The following is a 20046-nucleotide window of genomic DNA, read 5'->3' as shown; positions in this document are numbered from 1 at the left end:
TTAACGTGGGTCTTACTAAAGAACAGGAAAAGGTAAGGGATACCAGAAATAAAAATATGTTGGTCAGCGCTGCCGCAGGTAGTGGTAAAACTTTTGTACTTGTACAGCGCATAATATCCGAAATTCTCGATGAGCAAAATCCTATTGATGTAGACAGGATTTTGGTCGTTACCTTTACCAATGCTGCCGCAGCAGAGATGAAGGATAGAATTCGTCAGGCCATTGATAAGGCTGTTTCTGCAAAGGGGGCTGATAAGCGAATCAAGGCTCAGGCTACGCTGATTCATAGCGCTCATATCAGAACAATCGACAGCTTCTGTAGCTGGATTGTTAAGAATTATTTCTACGAAATCGATCAGGAACCATCCTTTAGAATAGGTACTACAGGAGAGCTAAAAATGCTTTCTGACCAGGTTTTTGATGATTTGCTTAGCAAGTATTTAGAGTCTGATGATAAGGAGTTTAGACTCCTTGCAGATGCTTATATTTCAGGTCGTAGAACTGATACATTGAAGAAAATGGTTTTCGATCTTCATGCAAAGGCTGCAAGTTATCCATGGCCTCACGAGTGGTATCAGGATGCACTTCGTATATACGATATCAACTCCGAAGATGAGCTTGAGGAAAGCGAATTTATTCAGTGTATTATCAGGACAACTGACCTTGTTTTATCAGAACTTTTAAAGCGTCTTTCACCTTTAATGATGCTTTATAATGGGGATTATTCTACCAAAGACGGAACCATAATTTCCGAGGAATATTCTTACATTCAGGCCATAATAAATGCAAAAACATATAAAGAAAAAGTAGGATTGTACGCTGGCTTTTCACCTGCAAGATGGGATGCAAAAAAGTCACCTTTAAATCCAGATGACATAGAACGAATAAAAGAAATCAGGGAATTGTATAAGGGCGTAATCAAGGATTATGGGAACGACTTTTTCGCTATGAATACCGATGAATTATTCGACTGTATTTCCTTTGTTAAAAAGCAAGCTACAGCCCTGATTAGATTTACCCAGGATTATACCGACACCCTTCTAAAAATGAAGGAGAAAAAGAATATATATGACTTCAATGACATAGAACACATGGCATTGGAGATTCTAAGAAATAAGGATTCGAAAGAGCATGAGATTCGCCCTGTTGCCATTGAGCTTGCCAACCATTTTAAGGAAGTTATGGTAGATGAGTATCAGGACTCTAATGAGCTTCAGGAACAGATTCTTACCACCATCACATCCGGAAATAACTACTTTACAGTAGGTGATGTAAAACAGTCTATCTATGCATTCAGACAGGCTAGTCCAAAGCTTTTCATCGATAAGCTTTATTCTTATCCAATGGATGATGAAAATGCAGATTCAGTTCGAATAGATTTGGATTACAACTTCCGAAGCCGTGGAGAAGTTTTGAATTTTTGCAACCAGATTTTTGCGCCTCTTATGCAGGCAGATATGGGTGGCGTAATTTACGACGAGCGAGCAGCACTTAAGGTAGGAGATAATACTTTTAAGGGCGAAGGAAAAAACTATGAATCTGAAATAATAGTAGCATCTCAGGACAGTGAAGCAATGAGAGAGCTTGCCATAGAAGATGCAGATTCGCTGGAGGCTCTTGTTGTAGCTAAAAGAATTAAAGAACTTAAGCGTGACAATTTCCAGGTCAGCTTCAAAAATGGTGATGAGCGAGATCTTCGCTCTATGAAGTATTCCGATATAGTTATTCTTATGTCGGCGGTAAAGGGGCACGCTGAAAAGTTTATAAGTGTTTTAAAAGAAAAAGGAATTCCTGCATATGTGGCAGAGGAGACAGGTTTCTTTGAGAGAGAAGAAATAGAGACTGTTTTATCCATGCTTACCTGCATAGATAATCCATTTAACGACATTCCTCTTGCAGCGGTTTTACACTCACCTATGTTTGGATTTTCATCAAACAGACTGGCACAGATTCGTGCCAAAAAGCCTGATGGATTCTTATATAATTGCCTGATTGAATATCAGGAAAACAAACCATCAGATGACATTGCAAAGTTTTTGGATACATTAAATCGTTTCCGTGATATAGCAATCGACACACCTATTCATGAGGTTATCGAAATGCTTTTGGAGGAGACTGGCTACGGTCTTTATGTTCGCGCTCTTCCTCTTGGAAAGATGGCCTACGCTAATTTGGAAAAGCTTGTTGATGAGGCTGTCAGCTTTGAAGGCACCAGCTTCAAAGGCCTTTCTCGTTTTGTAGAATACATAGAAGGACTTCGTACTTACGAAGAGGATTTAGGCCTTGCAAAAACTGTTGGAGAAAATGATGATGCTGTTAAAATAATGACCATTCATAAGAGCAAGGGATTGGAGTTCCCAGTTGTTTTTGTATGTGGATGTGGTCGTGGAATGGCAAATGAAGGTGGCAAATTCTGCTATGATGACAGCCTTGGTCTGGCTCTGAATTATCAGAATCCAACCACAAGAATCAGCTGCACCACACCTTTCTACAGCATTGTAAAAACAAAGCTTAATGAAAGTGCAAAGGGTGAGTTTTTCAGAAAGTATTATGTTGCTCTTACACGACCTGTAGATAAGTTGATTATTACAGCCACAATGAAGCCTACAAAAGACAAATCCGTTGCAGATATTATTAATGGATTTACGGCTTCATCTAACGTGGTTGATTACCTCACAAAAGAAAAGGCACAGTCTGCTATCGAGCTTATGATTCGAGGCTTGAATGCTACAGGTGTCTCCTATAATAAGAGCGTCGTGGAATGTGGTCAGCTATTTGTGGATGAGGTCAAGAACGCAGTCCTTCGTGAGGATGCAAAAAATGCCATCCAGAGATTGGTGGATGAAGCACAGCTTTCTTCAGATAATGAAATTGTAAATACGTTAGCATTTAAATATGACGCTATAGAAGATAGCAAATATAAGAGCAAATATTCTGTTTCTGAAATTAAACACACAGCAATGGAATCCGCCTATGAGCAGAATGTAGATGCAGCACCAGCATTCATTCACAATGAAGAGGAAAGCTACATTCCAAACTTTATGAGAGCAGAAATCAACGAATCTGCAAATGATGAAGCGGACTCTAAAATTCCTGCAGGTGCACTTTACGGAACTGCTATGCACCGCTTTATGGAATGTTTTGATTTTGCAAGAAGTGATTTCAGAGAATCATTTGATGAACAGCTCCAATACATGAAAGACGTGCATATGCTTTCTGATGATGAGCAGACGAGAATCAACAAATATAAGCTCAAAAAATTCCTGTCTGATGACATAGCAAAACGCATTTCTGGTGCGGCAGAAAAGGGCTTATTATTCAAAGAAAAACCATTTGTTTTTGGAAGCAATGGAAGAGACTTATTTGATGATTTAGATGCGTCAGATGAGCTGATTTTAGTTCAGGGAATTATTGATGTTTTCTTCCAGGAGGATGATGGAATAGTTCTTATGGATTATAAGACAGATAGAGTTGCCGAAGAGAATGAATTAGTGCTAAGATATGAAAAGCAGTTACAGTTATACAAGTCTGCAATCGAAAAAGCTTACAACACCCCTGTGAAGGAAATGCTTCTATATTCCTTCGCATTAGAGAAAGGAGTTACGATATGTACGACAAATTAACAATCAAGGCTTTCCTTGACAATCAGCTTAAGCTCTTCCCAGAAAAGGTGGCTGAAGATGAGCAGGAGGCAGCCGAGTTCCTAGAGGACGTTTGCGCCACTGTATGTAAAAATAAAAAAGAAGTAATGGAATATCTCGAAGATGCAATGGATATCTCAGGAATGTCTGAGGAGGAAATTCTTTCCTCTGAGGAAGTTTTTGCCATTGGCGACGGAAGATATCTTATTGTAGAGGGATAAAAATGAAGTTAGCAAAAAGAATCTGTGCAGCATGTCTTGTGGCATCTATTTCTTTGTCATTTTCTGCCTGCACATTCCAGGATAAGACGGTGTATTTCGACACCTCCAGTGGAAGAAATACAGTGTTTAAAATTGGTGATATGAAGTGCTCAAAAAAGGAAGCACTTCTTTATCTTTTAAATGAAAAAAATATTTATGGTTCAGTTGATGGTGTAAATCTTTGGACTGAAGATTTTGATATCGACACTATGACAGGTTCAATTAAAGATTTAACCATCGAACATTTAACACGTGTATACGTATTAAATTTATATGCAAAAGAGAAAGAAATAACACTTACAGAAAAAGAAGAAAAAGCATGTGAAGATGCAGCAAAAGAATATTATTCTTCACTTAATTCTGCAGAGCGTTCTTTTACCGGAGTTAGAAAAAAGGATGTAGCAAACGCCTATAAAAAATATGCTCTTGCAACAAAGGTTTACAAGGAACTTATGGATTCTGTAGATGAAGAAGTTTCTGAAGATGAAGCACGAGTTATGGAAGCATTTGTTTTGTTTGTTTCAGACGAAGCAAAGGCAAATGAAATCCAGGGCATGATTGATTACGGCTACACTTTTGAGCGACTTGCATCCACATATACAGAGCATGATTCTTACCAGGTTACTTTCGCAAGAGGAGAGTATTCCAAGGCTATTGATGATGTGGTTTTTAACCTTGATACAGACGAAGTTTCTACAGCTATTGCTGCTGATAATGGATACTACTTTTTCCAGTGTCTGGATAAATATAATGAGGAATTATCAGAGGCAAATAAAGAGGTCATAATTGAGAAAAGACGTCAGCAGGTTTTGGCTGATATTGTAAAAGATTTGGAAGAGAAAAATTTCTCTGATATGAACACAGAACTTTGGAACAATATCGTATTTACGGATGATGTTTCTGAACTTACAAGTGCAAGTTTTTTCAAAACATTAAGTGAGTATTTATAAAATATAAGTGCACTTTGTATTAAATCCATTTTATAATTTGTTTTTATTTGTTAAATTGGTAGAAAATTTTTACAATAGACTAGCATTTAAAAGAAAGAATGACTATAATACTATTTAAATAAAAAACAAAAACTTTTATTGCTCAAATAGGAGGGTGAAAAAATGGTAACAAATGCAAAGGTTACAGTTGATGATGTAAAGAAGTCTGCAGCATCTGCAGCTACAACTGTTAAGTCTGCAGTAGCTAGTGCACCAGCGACTACAAAGAAAGTTGTTGACGAAGTTAAGAAAGAAGTAGCAACAAAAAAAATAGCTGCTAAAAAAACAGTTGCAAAGAAAACAACAGCTAAGAAAACAACTGCTAAAAAGACAACAGCTAAGAAAGCTACAACAAAGAAAAAAGCAGTTACAACAACAGCAGTTGTTCAGTATCAGGATCGTGAGTTTACAGAGGCTGAGTGCTTAAAGAAAGCACAGGCTCAGTTCAAGAAGGATTACAAGGGTAAGACTCTTGAAGAGTTAAACATTTACATTAAACCTGAAGAGCGTAAAATTTATTACGTAGCTAATAAGGACAGTGTGGGATCTGTAGAGCTTTAAGATTTTGTTTTATTTATTATGATGTAGCGTAGAGTCATATCGTATATACGATATGACTCTTTTTTTATAGGCTTCCCCTTGAGGGGAAGCTGTCACCGAAGGTGACTGATGAGGTGTATTATTAGCACTCTTATTTATAGAGTGCTAATTTTCTATTGACTTCGTAAACATGCAGTATTATCATAAGTTTTAGTGAAAATAGCTGTAACTAACAAGCTATGATATTTCTTAAGCGAGGCTTTCTTCAGCCGAGTGTAGAAATCATCATGCTTGTTAGTGTAACAGCGAGAGAAGGAGTAGAAATTATGAGTAATAAAAAAGGTAGTTTATCTATTACAAGTGAAAATATTTTTCCAGTGATTAAGAAGTGGTTATATTCTGATCACGACATTTTCTATAGAGAGCTTATTTCAAATGGCTGTGATGCCATCACAAAGCTTAAGAAGTTAGACATGATGGGAGAGTATTCTCTTCCACTTGATTACAAGGCAAAGATTCAGGTAATCGTTAGCCCTGAGGACAAGACACTTACATTCATCGATAACGGACTTGGAATGACATCTGAAGAGGTAGATGAGTACATTAATCAGATTGCATTTTCAGGTGCTACAGACTTCCTTGAGAAGTACAAAGATAAGGCAGATTCAGATCAGATTATTGGTCACTTTGGTCTTGGTTTTTATTCTGCATTCATGGTTGCAGATGAGGTTCACATCGATACACTTTCTTACAAAGAAGGTGCTACACCAGTTCACTGGGAATGTGATGGTGGTACAGAGTTTGAGATGGGCGATGGCGAATGGAATCAGGTAGGTACAAAGATCACATTATTCTTAAATGAAGATTGTCTCGAGTTCGCAAACGAATACAGAGCAAGAGAAGTCATCACAAAGTACTGTTCGTTCATGCCTACAGAGATTTATCTTTCAAAGAAGGATGCACCAGAGGAATATGAAACTATAGATGCAGCTGACAAGAGAGATACTGATAAGGTCATTGAAGAAATTCATGAAGAAGCAAAGTTCGAAGAAAAAGAAAATGAGAATGGCGAAAAGGAACAGGTAGAGGTTTCACCTGCAAAGGATAAGCTTAAGATTGTTAAGCGTCCAGTTGCTCTTAATGAGACACATCCTCTTTGGACTAAGTCTCCTTCAGAGTGTACAGACGAAGATTACAAGGCATTTTACCGAGATGTATTCCATGATTATAAGGAGCCTCTTTTCTGGATTCACCTTAACATGGATTATCCATTCAATCTCAAGGGTATTTTATACTTCCCTAAGATTAATACAGAGTACGATTCTATTGAAGGTACAATCAAGCTTTACAATAACCAGGTATTCATCGCAGATAACATTAAAGAAGTTATTCCAGAGTTCTTGATGCTTCTTAAGGGTGTTATCGATTGCCCAGATCTTCCACTTAACGTATCACGTTCTGCACTTCAGAATGATGGTTTCGTTACAAAGATTTCTGAGTACATTACAAAGAAGGTTGCAGACAAGCTTACAGGCATGTGTAAGACTGATAAGGAATCTTATGAGAAGTATTGGGACGATATCGCTCCATTCATCAAGTTCGGTTGCTTAAAGGATACAAAGTTCTGTGATAAGATGAACGACTACATCTTATTCAAGGACATCAACGATAAATACACCACACTTCCAGAGCTTCTTGTTAAGGAAGAGGAAGAGAAGGCTACAGATGAAAACGGCGAGGCTGTAGAGGCAGAAGTTGTAGAAGAAAACAAAGATGCTGATGAGACTAAAGAGCCAGAAGATACTAGAAAGACAGTTTATTATGTAACTGATCTTCAGCAGCAGTCTCAGTATGTAAATATGTTCAAGGAGCAGGGACAGAATGCAGTCATCCTTGACCACGCTATTGATACATCATTCATCACACAGCTTGAACAGCGCAATGAGAACTATAAGTTCTGTCGTATCGATGCTGATGTTACTGACACAATGGTTGAGGAGACATCAGAGGACGAGCTTAAGTCAGAGACAGAGACTCTTACAGATGTATTCCGTAAGGCGCTTAATAACGAAGGACTTGAGGTTAAGGTTGAGAAGTTCAAGAACAAGGATCTTTCTTCTATGCTCACAGTATCAGAAGAGAGTCGTCGTATGCAGGATATGATGAGAATGTACGCTATGGGTGGCATGGATATGAACATGTTCGGTTCTGCATCAGAGACACTTGTCCTTAATGCAAACAATGATCTTGTTCAGTACATCCTTAACAATAAGGACTCAGAGAACGTTCCAACATTTGCAGCTCAGCTTTATGATCTTGCTAAGATTGCTAATGCACCTCTTTCGCCAGAGGCAATGACTGAGTTTGTAGCACGTTCAAATAAGATCATGATGTTACTCACAAAATAAGAATTGTTACAAAAATTAGAGGTTGTGCACTTGCATAAATCTATAACGGCAGACGGATTAGTCTGCCGTTTTTTTACTATTATCATGAAAATATGCGATTTGTCGCAATAATTGCTAACTAATGTGATGATTGTGTGAAGAAATTGTTGAAATACTATGTGCATTACTATATTATAGGTCTATGGGGAGAGCGCAAGGGTATTTTATTGCGCATGAGCACACGGGGGAACGGTATGGCCACAACTGGTACAAAAAAATGGTGGAAGAACGCGGTTGTATATCAGATATATCCGCGCTCATTTTGTGATAGCAATGGCGATGGCATAGGCGATTTGCCAGGCATCATTTCTAAACTTAATTATCTTAAGAATCTGGGAGTTGACGTCATATGGCTCAGCCCGGTTTATCCAAGCCCAGGCTATGATAATGGCTACGATATTTCTGATTACAAGGGCATTAATCCTGAATTTGGAACAATGGAAGATATGGAGCGACTAATCAGCCGAGCAAAGAGACTAGGCATAAAAATAATTATGGACCTGGTCATAAACCATACCTCTGATGAGCACGAATGGTTTAAGAATGCCCTGGCAGGAGATCCAAAATACAGGAACTATTATTTCTTTAGCGATACACCTAACAACTGGGGTTCCTTCTTTGGAAATAAAACCTGGACCAAGACGGAAAATGGCGATTATTATATGCATCTGTTCAGCGAGAAGCAGCCAGATCTAAACTGGCAGAATCCAGATGTTTATGATGAAATTACAGATGTGATGCGTTTCTGGCTGGATAAGGGGATTGCTGGATTCAGATGCGATGTAATTAACATCATATATAAGAATTCAATTAAAAATGGCAGACGAAGATTAATTCTTACAGGTCGTGAGCATTATCTTAACACAGAAGGTTGTCACGAGTTGCTAAAGAGATTCAATAAAGATGTATGGTCAAAATATAAAACATTTATTGTTGGAGAGACTATATTTGTTACACCAAATGAAGCTAAACTTCTATGTGATGAAGATAGAGGAGAGCTGGATGCAATATTCTTCTTTGAACACATGGATGTAGATAGCAGAGGTGGAATAAAATGGTTCAAAAAACAGTATAAGCCAAATAAGCTTATTAAAATTATAGATAAATGGCAAAACGCTTTAGAATTTCCAGCAAACTATTTAGAGAATCATGATCAGATTCGTTCTGTAAATCATTTCGGAAATACGAAGGAGTATTGGGAGAAGAGTGCCAAGCTTTTATGTGGCTTGAACCTCAGCCTAAAAGGAATACCTTTTATTTATGAAGGTGAAGAAATTGGAATGACTAACGGAGACTTTATAGGTCTTAGGGATATTAAAGATATCGAATCCTATAATGTTAATCAGGCAATGAAGCGATTATTATTAACCCATAAGCTCCGAAGAAAATTAATCCTAAGAACATCCCGTGATAATGCAAGAACTCCTATCCAGTGGGATTCTTCAGAAAACGCAGGATTTACCACAGGCACACCTTGGTTAAGAGTAAATGAAAATAAATCATTTATTAATGTAGAAGCAGAACAGGAAGATGAGTATAGCATCCTGAATTTCTACAAGCAGATGATAGAATTCAGGAAAAATTCAAAAGCTATAACAGAGGGCGTTTATAGAAGAGTTGCAGCACCAAACGACGTGTACATATTTACAAGGGAAGCAAAAGAAGAGCGCCTTTATATTTATTGTAATCTCTCTTCATCAAATCGCCATGTAGAGTTCTATGGCGACCGCATCATCTTCGGAAACTATCACGCATACGACCGGGATAACTTCTACCTCAAACCATACGAGTTTCGCATCGTCGCATCAAACATATAACGAAAAAAGCCAGCCTGTACATCGTGTACATGCTGGCTTTAATTATGTTATAGATGACTTTCGATGACTCGGTAAGCGCGAGCAAGGAGGCGCCATACAGTGCATGGGTGGGGCCCACGCCGGCGGGGGGACCCATGTGCTGATATGGAGGATGCCTTGCGGGAGCATGTAAACCTTGGATAAGTCATCTAGGCATCTTTTAAGTTTTTATTTGCTGTAGAAAGCATAAGCTTAATTCTATTGAGCTGGTTTACCTCTGATGCACCTGGATCGTAGTCGATGGCTACAATGTTTGCATCTGGATGCTCATGTCGAATTCTCTTGATTACACCCTTACCAACTACATGGTTTGGTAAGCATCCGAAAGGCTGGATACATACAATATTGCTTGCTCCATTTTCAATGAGCTCAAGCATCTCGCCAGTAAGGAACCAACCCTCACCAGTCTGATTTCCGATTGATACAATATCCTTTGCCTGCTCAGCAGTATCTTTAATGTAAGCTGGAGCTGTAAATCTCTTAGACTTATTAAATTCATCTCTTGCAGCACTTCTAAGCCACTCAAAGAATTTAATTCCAAGATTTCCAATGTGCTTAGACATCTTGCTTGCTCCAAGATTATCAGCCTTAAATGTTGAATCGTAGAAGCAGTAGAGTAAGAAGTCTGTAAGATCTGGAACAACTGCCTCAGCACCTTCCTGCTCAAGTAAATCAGCAAGATGATTGTTTGCTGCTGGAAGGAACTTAACAAGAATCTCACCTACGATACCAACTCTTGGCTTAACAAGTCCTTCAATGATAGGAAGATTATCGAAATCACGAATCATTTCACGGCACATCTTCTTGTACTTTCTATGTGAAAGCATCTTTGGAGTACCAACGAATTCTACAATTTTCTTTTTCCACTTCTCGTGAAGCTCGTTAGTAGAACCAGGAACTGCTTCGTATGGACGAACTCTGTAAACACAACGAAGAAGAATATCTCCAAATGTAAGAGCGTAAAGTCCATGCTGGATAAGGCTTGGTGTAAGCTTAAATCCAGGGTTTGGCTCAAGTCCACTAAGGTTAAGTGAGATAACTGGTACATCTGGGTAGCCAGCCTTAGCAAGAGCTCTACGGATAAATCCGATGTAGTTTGAAGCACGACATCCACCACCAGTCTGAGATATCAAAAGCGCAGTACGGCTCATATCAAATTCCCCTGTGTCGATGGCAGCCATGAGCTGTCCAATAACCATAAGTGAAGGATAGCATGCATCGTTGTTTACATATTTAAGACCAACATCTACGCATGTACGTGTAGGGATGTCTGGTACCACAAGATTGTAGCCGGCAGCATTAAATGCAGGCTCAATCAAATCAAAGTGGATAGGTGACATCTGTGGACAAAGAATTGTGTAATTCTTCTTCATGTCCTCTGTAAACATTACACGGTTATAGTTAGCTGGAACGATTGTGCGCTCCTGCTTCTTCTTTTTCTTTACACGAAGTGCAGCAAGTAATGAACGAACACGAATACGTGCAGCACCAAGGTTGTTAACCTCATCAATCTTAAGGCAAGTATAAATCTTACCTGAGTGAGTAAGGATATCTGAAACCTGATCTGTAGTAACAGCATCAAGACCACAACCAAATGAGTTAAGCTGAATCAAATCGAGGTTGTCATGCTTCTTAACATAGTTTGCTGCGGCATACATACGTGAGTGGAACATCCACTGATCCATAACGATAAGAGGACGCTCAACCTCACCAAGGTTTGAAATTGAATCCTCAGTAAGAACTGCAATACCGTAGCTGTTAATAAGCTCTGGAATACCGTGGTTAATCTCAGGATCTACGTGGTAAGGACGACCAGCAAGAACGATACCGTGTCTGCCAGTTTCCTCTAAATACTTGAGAACCTCAGCACCCTTTGCATACATATCATTTCTGAAATGCTCCTGTTCAAGCCATGCAGCGTGAGCAGCAGCACGAACCTCGCTCTCAGAAATATCAAACTCTTCCTTAAATACCTTTGCAAGCTGAGAAGCAAGAATGTCCTCACTTGTAAATGCCATAAATGGATTAAGGAAACGAACCTTTCCACTTGTAATCTCATCTACGTTGTTTTTAATGTTTTCAGCATAAGAAGTAACGATAGGGCAGTTGTAGTGATTATTTGAATCAGGGAACTCATTTCTTTCATATGGAATACATGGATAATAAATGAAATCAACATTTCCCTCGTTGATAAGCCACTGAACATGTCCGTGAGCAAGCTTTGCTGGGTAGCACTCTGATTCTGATGGAATTGATTCGATACCAAGCTCGTAAACCTTACGGTTAGAACGTGGTGATAATACAACTCTAAATTTCAAAGCCTTGAAGAATGTAGCCCAGAAAGGATAATTTTCGTATAAGTTAAGTACTCTAGGAATACCAACTGTACCACGAGTAGCTTCCTCCTCTGAAAGTGACTCGTAATCAAACAATCTGTTGTATTTGTAATCGTAAAGGTTAGGAATGTTTTCTTTATTCTTAACACCGCCTGCACCCTTTTCACATCTGTTTCCTGTGATGAATGAACGTCCGCCAGAGAAACGATTGATTGTAAGGAGACAGTGGTTTACACAACCCTGACAACGTGTAAGCTTTGTATCAAATGTAAGATTGTTAATCTCATCAATACCAAGAGTAGTGGTAGTAGGATTTTCCTCGTAACGCTCCTTAGCAATAAGAGCACAACCAAAGGCGCCCATGATACCTGCAATATCAGGACGAACCACATTTACACCAGCTGTTTTCTCAAGTGAACGAAGAACAGCGTCATTGTAGAATGTACCACCCTGAACAACGATATTCTTTCCAAGCTCAGAAGCATCTGAAAGCTTAATAACCTTGAATAATGCATTCTTGATTACAGAGTAAGCAAGACCTGAAGAAATATCTGCTACTGAAGCACCTTCCTTCTGAGCCTGCTTAACCTTTGAATTCATGAATACAGTACAACGTGTTCCAAGGTCGATTGGATTAAGAGCAAATAAAGCTTCTTCTGCAAAATCCTGAACGCTGAAATCAAGTGACTTAGCAAAAGTCTCGATGAAAGAACCGCAACCAGAAGAGCAAGCCTCGTTAAGCTGAACGCTATCAACAACACCGTTCTTAATGCGGATGCACTTCATATCCTGACCACCGATATCAAGGATACAGTCAACTTCAGGATTGAAGAATGCTGCAGCATAGTAGTGAGCGATTGTCTCTACTTCTCCATCATCAAGCTGGAGAGCTGCCTTTAAAAGTGCCTCACCGTAACCGGTAGAGCATGAATGTACGATATGTGTATCCTCAGGCATGATAGAGTAAATCTCTTTTAATGCCTTAAGGGATGTAGCAAGTGGGCTACCATTGTTGCTTGAGTAGAAGGAATAAAGAAGTGTTCCGTCATCACCTACAACAGCAAGCTTTGTAGTAGTAGAACCTGCATCGATACCAAGGTAAACATTTCCATGATAATTAGCCAGGTCACCCTTCTTTACTTCTGCTAATGCGTGCCTGTCCTTGAACTCACGGAAATCTTCCTCTGATTCAAAGAGAGGTTCAAGTCTTGCAACCTCGAAATCCATCTTAATTCCTTCAGAGAGCTTATCAATGAGCTCATCCATAGGAACGTGATTTTCTTCTTTTGAATTAAGAGCAGAACCGATAGCAGCAAAAAGATGTGAGTTATCTAAGTCGATTGTATGCTCATCATCTAGCTTCAATGTACGAATGAAAGCTTCTTTAAGCTGATCCAGGAAGTGAAGAGGACCACCAAGGAATGCAACGTGTCCGCGGATTGGCTTACCACATGCAAGACCAGAGATAGTCTGATTAACAACCGCCTGGAAAATAGAAGCTGAAAGATCTTCCTTTGAAGCTCCTTCATTAATAAGAGGCTGAATATCTGTCTTGGCAAATACACCACAGCGTGCAGCGATAGGATAGATAGCTTTATAATCCTTTGCATATGTATTAAGACCAGGAGCATCTGTCTGTAAAAGTGAAGCCATCTGGTCGATAAAAGAACCTGTACCACCAGCACAGATACCATTCATACGCTGTTCAACATTTCCATTTTCAAAATAAATGATTTTTGCATCCTCGCCACCAAGCTCGATAGCTACATCTGTCTGTGGAGCATAGTGAGTAAGAGATGTGGAAACAGCAATTACTTCCTGTACAAATTCAACACCAAGATGCTTTGCAAGAGTGAGTCCGCCGGAACCTGTAATCATAGGTCTGACCTCGATCTTTCCAAGCATTGACTTGGCTTGTGTTAATAAATCGGTAAGAGTCTGCTGAATATTAGCGAAATGCCTCTGATAATCCGAAAATAAAAGATTGTTTTCTTCATCTAACACGGCAATTTTTACTGTAGTAGAGCCGATGTCGATGCCGAGTTTAAACTGTTTGTTTTTCATAATCATTATTGTTCTTTCTTATTATATGTATAAATTCTAACCTCAGCTATTATAAATGTAGATGCAAAAATATACAATAAACAAAACATAAAAATTGTTTCAAAGGCTTCCCCTTGAGGGTTGCTAGGCTCCAGTGGAGCCTGTTTAGCAACGACCGAGCCGGGAGGCGAGACAAGCTGTCACCGAAGGTGACTGATGAGGTGTTCAATTTTCCTCTTTACAAAATGCATTCATTGTTGTACACTTTCAAAGTACAGGGCGTACATTTTTATGAGGAAGAAATTTCTCGTAAAAAAAAACGCTTTTTTTTATTTTCAGGAGGAAATATGTGGCAGCTATACCATTGTGCAATAGTTGGGAATCATATTTGAATATTTAGGAGTTGAAAGCACCTTATTACATAAGGGTGTAACTTTCGACTCCTTTTCTATTTGGAAAAGAAAAAAAGGCAGAGTAGTAAATAAATAATAAAGGAGTATATGATGACAAAACACGTATTTGTTACTGGTGGTGTAGTATCAGGTTTAGGAAAAGGTATTACAGCAGCGTCTTTAGGACGTCTACTTAAAATGAGGGGTTATAAGGTAGCTTCACAGAAGCTTGATCCTTACATGAACGTAGACCCAGGTACCATGAGCCCTTATCAGCATGGTGAGGTTTTCGTTACAGATGATGGAGCAGAGACAGACCTTGATCTTGGTCACTATGAGCGTTTCATTGACGAGAGTCTAAACAAATATTCTAATCTTACTTCTGGTAGAGTTTACTGGAATGTCCTTAATCGTGAGAGAAAGGGAGAGTACCTTGGACAGACTGTTCAGGTAATTCCTCACATCACAGAAGAAATCAAGAGATTTATCTACATGGGTGCAGAGACATCTGATTGCGACGTACTCATCACAGAGATTGGTGGTACAACTGGTGATATCGAGTCACAGCCATTCCTTGAGGCAATCCGTCAGGTTTCACTTGAGAAGGGTCGTGAGAACTGCTTATTCATCCATGTTACTTTAGTTCCATGGCTTTCAGGCTCAGAGGAGCATAAATCTAAGCCAACACAGCACTCTGTTAAGGAGCTTCAGTCACTTGGTATCGCTCCAAACATTATTGTTTGCCGTGTTGATCATCCACTTGAGCAGTCTATTAAGGATAAGATTTCTCTTTTCTGTAATGTTAAGAAGGACTGCGTAATTGAGAATGATACACTTGATTGCTTATATGAAGCACCACTTATGATGCATAAGTATGGTCTTGATGATGTCGTTTGTCGTGAGCTTGGCCTCGAGAATCGCGAGCCAAAGATTCAGGAATGGGAAGACATGGTTAAGACAATCAAGGGTCTTAAGAAGACTACAAAGATTGCAATCGTTGGAAAGTATGTTGCTCTTCACGATGCTTATCTTTCTGTTAGAGAAGCTCTTTATCATGGTGGATATGCAAACAACGCACACGTTGAGGTTGAGTGGGTTGATTCAGAGGAAATCACAAAGAAGAATGTTAAGGAGAAGCTTGGAGCTTGTGACGGTATCTTAGTTCCAGGTGGTTTTGGTGACAGAGGTATCGAAGGTAAGATTATTGCTTGCCAGTTTGCACGTGAGAACGATATTCCTTATCTTGGAATTTGTCTTGGTATGCAGGTTGCTGCTATCGAGTTTGCTAGAAACGTATGTGGACTTGAGGATGCTAATTCTAGAGAGTTCAACAGCACAGGAAAGAACTGCGTAATCGACCTTATGGAAGAGCAGATGGCTGTACTTCGTAAAGGCGGTACAATGAGACTTGGTGCTTACCCATGTGCAGTTCGTCCAGACACAAAGCTTCATGAGGCATATGGTCAGGATAATATTTCTGAGCGTCACAGACATAGATTCGAGTTTAACAATTCATATAGAGATGTAATGACTTCAAAGGGACTTACAATTTCTGGTACATCACCTAACGATGAAGTAGTAGAGGCAGTAGAGGTTTCTACAAACAAGTTCCACGTTGGTGTTCAGTTCCATCCAGAATTCAAGAGCCGTCCAAACAAGCCACATCCATTATTCGCAGCATTTGTAAAAGCCTCTATCAAATAGCCTTCCCCTTGAGGGGCTGAGATGATGCTTTTAAGCATCATCTGCCACCCTGGCGAAGGGAAGGGGGACCGCGTTAGCGGTGGATGAGGTGTTAATTAAATAGTTATTAAATATTTTTTAATAATAAGGAGAAAAAATATGTTAGAGAAAAGATTCAAACTTAGTGCTAACAACACTACAGTAAAGACTGAGATTCTTGCCGGTCTTACTACATTCATGACAATGGCTTACATCATTGCCTTGAATCCAAACATCCTTACAAACTACGGAGCAGGTGGCGCAGAGCTTTGGAATGGTGTATTCCTTGCTACATGTCTTTCATCTGCAGTTGCTATGTTTGTAATGGCATTCCTTGCAAACAAGCCATTCTGTCTTGCTCCAGGTATGGGTCTCAACTCATTCATGGCAATCGTTATTGGTCAGCTTGTTGCTACAACAGGAATGGGCTATGTACAGTCCTTCCAGTCAATGCTTTGCATCATCCTTATCGAAGGTGTTGTATTCCTTATCCTTTCACTTCTTAATGTTCGTGAAAAGATCGTTGATGCAATTCCACTTGGCATCAGACTTGGTATCTCACCAGCTATTGGTCTTATGCTTCTTAACATTGGTTTTGGTTCTAACGTTTACATTGCTGATTCAAATTTCAATCAGTTCTTCGTAATGAAGGATTTCTTTGGAGCTCTTACAGCTTCACATGCTAGAGACGTAATGACAGATGCTTATCCAGTAATGGTTCTTTCAGCAATCACAATGTTCGTTGGTCTTTTTGTAATCGTTGTTCTTGCATCTAAGGGTGTAAAGGGCGCAGTTATTATTGGTATGCTCGCAGCTTCAGTTCTTTACTGGGTATGCGATGCAGTATTCCTTGGAAGCAACCCATTTGCTTCACTTGCAACAGCTTCATTCGTTCCAGCATTTGGTGATATGGCTTCAACAACACTCTTCAAGTTCAACTTTGCTGGACTTGCTCAGATGGGTTGGTTCACAGCAGTAACACTTGTTATCACATTCTGTATCATTGATATGTTCGATACAATCGGAACACTCGTAGGTACAGCTTCACGTGCAGGAATGGTTGACCGCGAGGGAAATATGCCAAACATGAAGGAAGCACTTCTTTCTGATTCAGTTGGTACAATCGTTGGTTCATGCACAGGTACATCTACAGTTACTACATTCATCGAGTCAGCTTCAGGTGTAGAGGCAGGCGGACGCACAGGTCTTACAGCACTTACATGTGGTATCGCATTCCTTCTTTGCATTTTCCTTGCACCAATTGCTGCAATCATTCCAGCAGCAGCTACATCAGCAGCTCTTATCTATGTTGGTGTACTTATGATGACAGGTCTTAAGAAGGTTAACTTTGATGATCTTTCAGTTTGTGTTCCTGTAACAATCATGCTTATTGGTATGCCAATCTCAGGTTCAATCGGACACGGTATTGGTCTTGCTATGATTTCTTACACAATCATTAAGGTATTTACAGGCAAGGCAAAGGAAGTTTCTGGTCTTACATATGTAATCTCAGTTCTCTTCCTTATCAAGTTCTTCTTAGCAGTATAAAATGAGGCTTCCCGTTGAGGGGAATAAAAAAGCGTATTGCATTTCGCAATACGCTTTTATTTTTTATCTTTTTCCATATTTTCTAAAGCAAATTCACACGCTTGTATTACAAATCCTGAGAAAGTCACGTCTTTACCAGTGATTGCTTCTTCGATTCTGTGTATCAAATCTAGTGGAAATCTCACCGTTTTGTTTTCAGTTTCTTTTCTGTCTGATTTTAGTATAAATGCCATATAGTTCTCCTTTCTTCATACATTTATGTTAATTGTGTGAAAAAATTATGAAACAAAGCAAATTGCATGGCAATTGCATTGCAAATAGCAATGCATAGAGTTACAATACTTAACAGACACGGGTTTAACCCGAAAAATTGTAGAAAGGGGACTTTTACATGAAGAACAGAAAGTTTTTGGCAACTTTTTCGCTCTCTCTCGTAGTCGCTGCAGCTACAGTATTCTGTAGTATGCCTGTACAGGCAGCAGAGATTACTATGGCGAAAACAGCTGCCGCCGTAACCTATGGAAACACCTCATCTTCTGAGGCAGCTCTTCTTAGGAGCATATTCGATTATGAATATTACAAGAAGATGAATCCAGACGTTGTTGCAAAGTTTGGAGATAGCAGAGAAGCCCTATTCAATCATTTCGCTAAGTTCGGAATCTATGAAGGACGTTCTTTAAGTGCTAACTTCAACGTAAGTGCTTATGCTAGTGCTTATCCAGACCTTAAGGGTAAATTTGGTGCGGATATCGTAAAGTACTACATTCACTACGCAGCAGTTGGTTCTAAGGAAGATCGTCCTATCACTACTTTAAAGGCAGCTGCAGATGCAGGTATTACAGTAACTTCTGTAGCAGATCCTACTGTAGTTCTTACACCAGCAGCAATCAAGGCTGCAGAGGCTAAGGGCATCACAGATCCAGCCGCAGCTATGGCAGCAGCTCCTGTTGCTTCATCAGGCAGCTCTAGCTCAAGCTCAGGCGGTGGCGGCTCAGCTTCTACAAAGCAGAATGCTACAAAGCCAGAGGATAATAAGGAAGAAACACCTAGCGAGCCAGCAGCAAATGTGGCTGTTACGGGTGTAACATTAGACAAGATTACAGCATCTATAGAAGTTGGTGAAGAACTTGCGTTGAAGGCAACTGTTAAGCCAGAAAATGCAAGCGTAAAGAAGGTTACTTGGAGTTCATCTGATACTGCAGTTGCTACTGTTGCTGAAGGTAAAGTAACAGGTGTAGCAGCAGGAACAGCTACAATTACAGTTACAGCAGATGGTGGCAAGACAGCTACATGTACTGTAACAGTAACAGAGCCATCTGAGCCAGAAGAGCCTGTAGCTGTAGAGAACATAACAGTAACAGCAGCAGGGGATGCAACATCAATCACTAAGGGACAGACATTACAGCTTACAGTAGAAGTTACTCCAGAAAACGCTACAAACAAAGAGGTAGAGTGGTCATCAGATGTTGAAACAGTAACAGTGAGTGCTACTGGTCTTGTATCTGTAGAAGCAGATGAAACAGCAACTGAGGTAACAATTACTGCAACAGCAAAAGATGGAAGCGAAGTAAGTGATAATATTACATTTACAATTGCAGATCCAGTAGCAGTAACAGGTGTTACTTTAAATAAGTCAACAACATCTATTGTTGAGGGAACAACAGAGACATTGGAAGCTACTGTAGCTCCAGTCGATGCAACAAATAAGAATGTTACATGGTCTTCAGATAATGAAGATGTGGCAACAGTTGAAGATGGTGTTGTAACAGGTGTAGCTGCAGGTACAGCAACAATTACAGTTACAACTGAAGATGGAGATTTTGAAGCTGAATGTGAAGTAACAGTAACAGCAGACGAGACAGCACCAACACTTAGTTTAGTATCTGCAACAAGAACAGCAGCAGAAACCGCAACACTTGCATTTACATCAAGTGAGGCAGGTACATACTATTACCTCGTATTAGCAGCTGCTGCAGAAGCACCTAATGCAGCTACAATAAAGGCTCAGGGAGATGCAGTAGCGAAAGGAACAGCCGCTGCTACAGCAAGTGCAAATAGTGTATCAATCACAGGTTTAACAGCTGACACAGCATATAAGGCATATGTAGTAGTTGAGGATGCAGCAGTAAATATTTCAGACGTATCTACTACAGACATTGCAAGTACAGCAGCAGAACCACCAGAAGATTTTACATCATTGGCAATTGGAGTAGAAGGAAATGTTTTTACAGCTACAGCTAGTCCTTCAGAGGGTGTGACATATCAGTGGTAT

Annotated in this window: 11 protein-coding genes; 9 read left to right on the top strand and 2 right to left on the bottom strand. The window is 39.6% G+C overall.

Annotated elements, in window-relative coordinates:
• Positions 1–5: 5 nt before the first annotated feature.
• The 6 genes from addA to BUA88_RS10390 all read left to right on the top strand — a co-directional run bounded on the left by addA (position 6) and on the right by BUA88_RS10390 (position 9694).
• The gene (addA, locus tag BUA88_RS10415) at positions 6–3623 is read left to right on the top strand and encodes a helicase-exonuclease AddAB subunit AddA (RefSeq protein WP_072917422.1); all 3618 of its coding nucleotides are present in this window, start codon (positions 6–8) and stop codon (positions 3621–3623) included.
• Positions 3608–3862, top strand: coding sequence for a glyoxalase (locus BUA88_RS10410; protein WP_072917419.1), 255 nt, complete (start codon positions 3608–3610; stop codon positions 3860–3862). Before addA ends, BUA88_RS10410 begins: the two co-directional genes overlap by 16 nt.
• A gap of 2 nt (positions 3863–3864) precedes the next feature.
• Entirely contained in the window at positions 3865–4851 is a 987-nt protein-coding gene (locus tag BUA88_RS10405; RefSeq protein ID WP_072917416.1) for a peptidylprolyl isomerase, read from the top strand.
• Positions 4852–5013: 162 nt separating this feature from the next.
• Positions 5014–5451, top strand: a complete 438-nt coding sequence (locus BUA88_RS10400; protein ID WP_072917413.1) for a DUF6465 family protein — start codon at positions 5014–5016, stop codon at positions 5449–5451.
• Between the two features lie 305 nt (positions 5452–5756).
• A complete protein-coding gene (htpG, locus tag BUA88_RS10395; RefSeq protein ID WP_072917410.1) occupies positions 5757–7838 on the top strand; it encodes a molecular chaperone HtpG in 2082 nt (693 codons plus the stop codon).
• A 233-nt stretch (positions 7839–8071) separates the two neighbouring features.
• The gene (locus BUA88_RS10390) at positions 8072–9694 is read left to right on the top strand and encodes a glycoside hydrolase family 13 protein (RefSeq protein ID WP_072917406.1); all 1623 of its coding nucleotides are present in this window, start codon (positions 8072–8074) and stop codon (positions 9692–9694) included.
• Positions 9695–9882: 188 nt separating this feature from the next.
• Here the strand turns inward: BUA88_RS10390 and BUA88_RS10385 are convergent, their stop codons facing one another.
• A complete protein-coding gene (locus tag BUA88_RS10385) occupies positions 9883–14133 on the bottom strand; it encodes a 2-hydroxyacyl-CoA dehydratase (RefSeq protein ID WP_072917644.1) in 4251 nt (1416 codons plus the stop codon).
• 482 nt (positions 14134–14615) lie between these two features.
• Between BUA88_RS10385 and BUA88_RS10380 the strand changes: the two genes are divergently transcribed.
• Both BUA88_RS10380 and BUA88_RS10375 read left to right on the top strand, forming a co-directional pair.
• Positions 14616–16208, top strand: coding sequence for a CTP synthase (locus tag BUA88_RS10380; protein WP_072917403.1), 1593 nt, complete (start codon positions 14616–14618; stop codon positions 16206–16208).
• A gap of 138 nt (positions 16209–16346) precedes the next feature.
• Positions 16347–17774 carry an NCS2 family permease gene (locus BUA88_RS10375; RefSeq protein ID WP_072917398.1) on the top strand — a complete coding sequence of 476 codons (1428 nt, stop codon included), beginning with the start codon at positions 16347–16349 and terminating at the stop codon, positions 17772–17774.
• 56 nt (positions 17775–17830) lie between these two features.
• Here the strand turns inward: BUA88_RS10375 and BUA88_RS16350 are convergent, their stop codons facing one another.
• The gene (locus BUA88_RS16350; RefSeq protein WP_200798863.1) at positions 17831–18007 is read right to left on the bottom strand and encodes a YlcI/YnfO family protein; all 177 of its coding nucleotides are present in this window, start codon (positions 18005–18007) and stop codon (positions 17831–17833) included.
• A gap of 158 nt (positions 18008–18165) precedes the next feature.
• Here BUA88_RS16350 and BUA88_RS10370 point away from each other — a divergent pair.
• A partial coding sequence (locus tag BUA88_RS10370) for an Ig-like domain-containing protein (RefSeq protein ID WP_143151426.1) occupies positions 18166–20046 on the top strand: 1881 nt, incomplete at its 3' end.

The sequence above is a fragment of the Pseudobutyrivibrio xylanivorans DSM 14809 genome (genome assembly GCF_900141825.1).
Lineage (GTDB): Bacteria > Bacillota > Clostridia > Lachnospirales > Lachnospiraceae > Pseudobutyrivibrio > Pseudobutyrivibrio xylanivorans.
The sequence above is the reverse complement of the archived record's forward strand: the minus strand, read 5'-3'. Positions and strand labels throughout refer to the sequence as shown.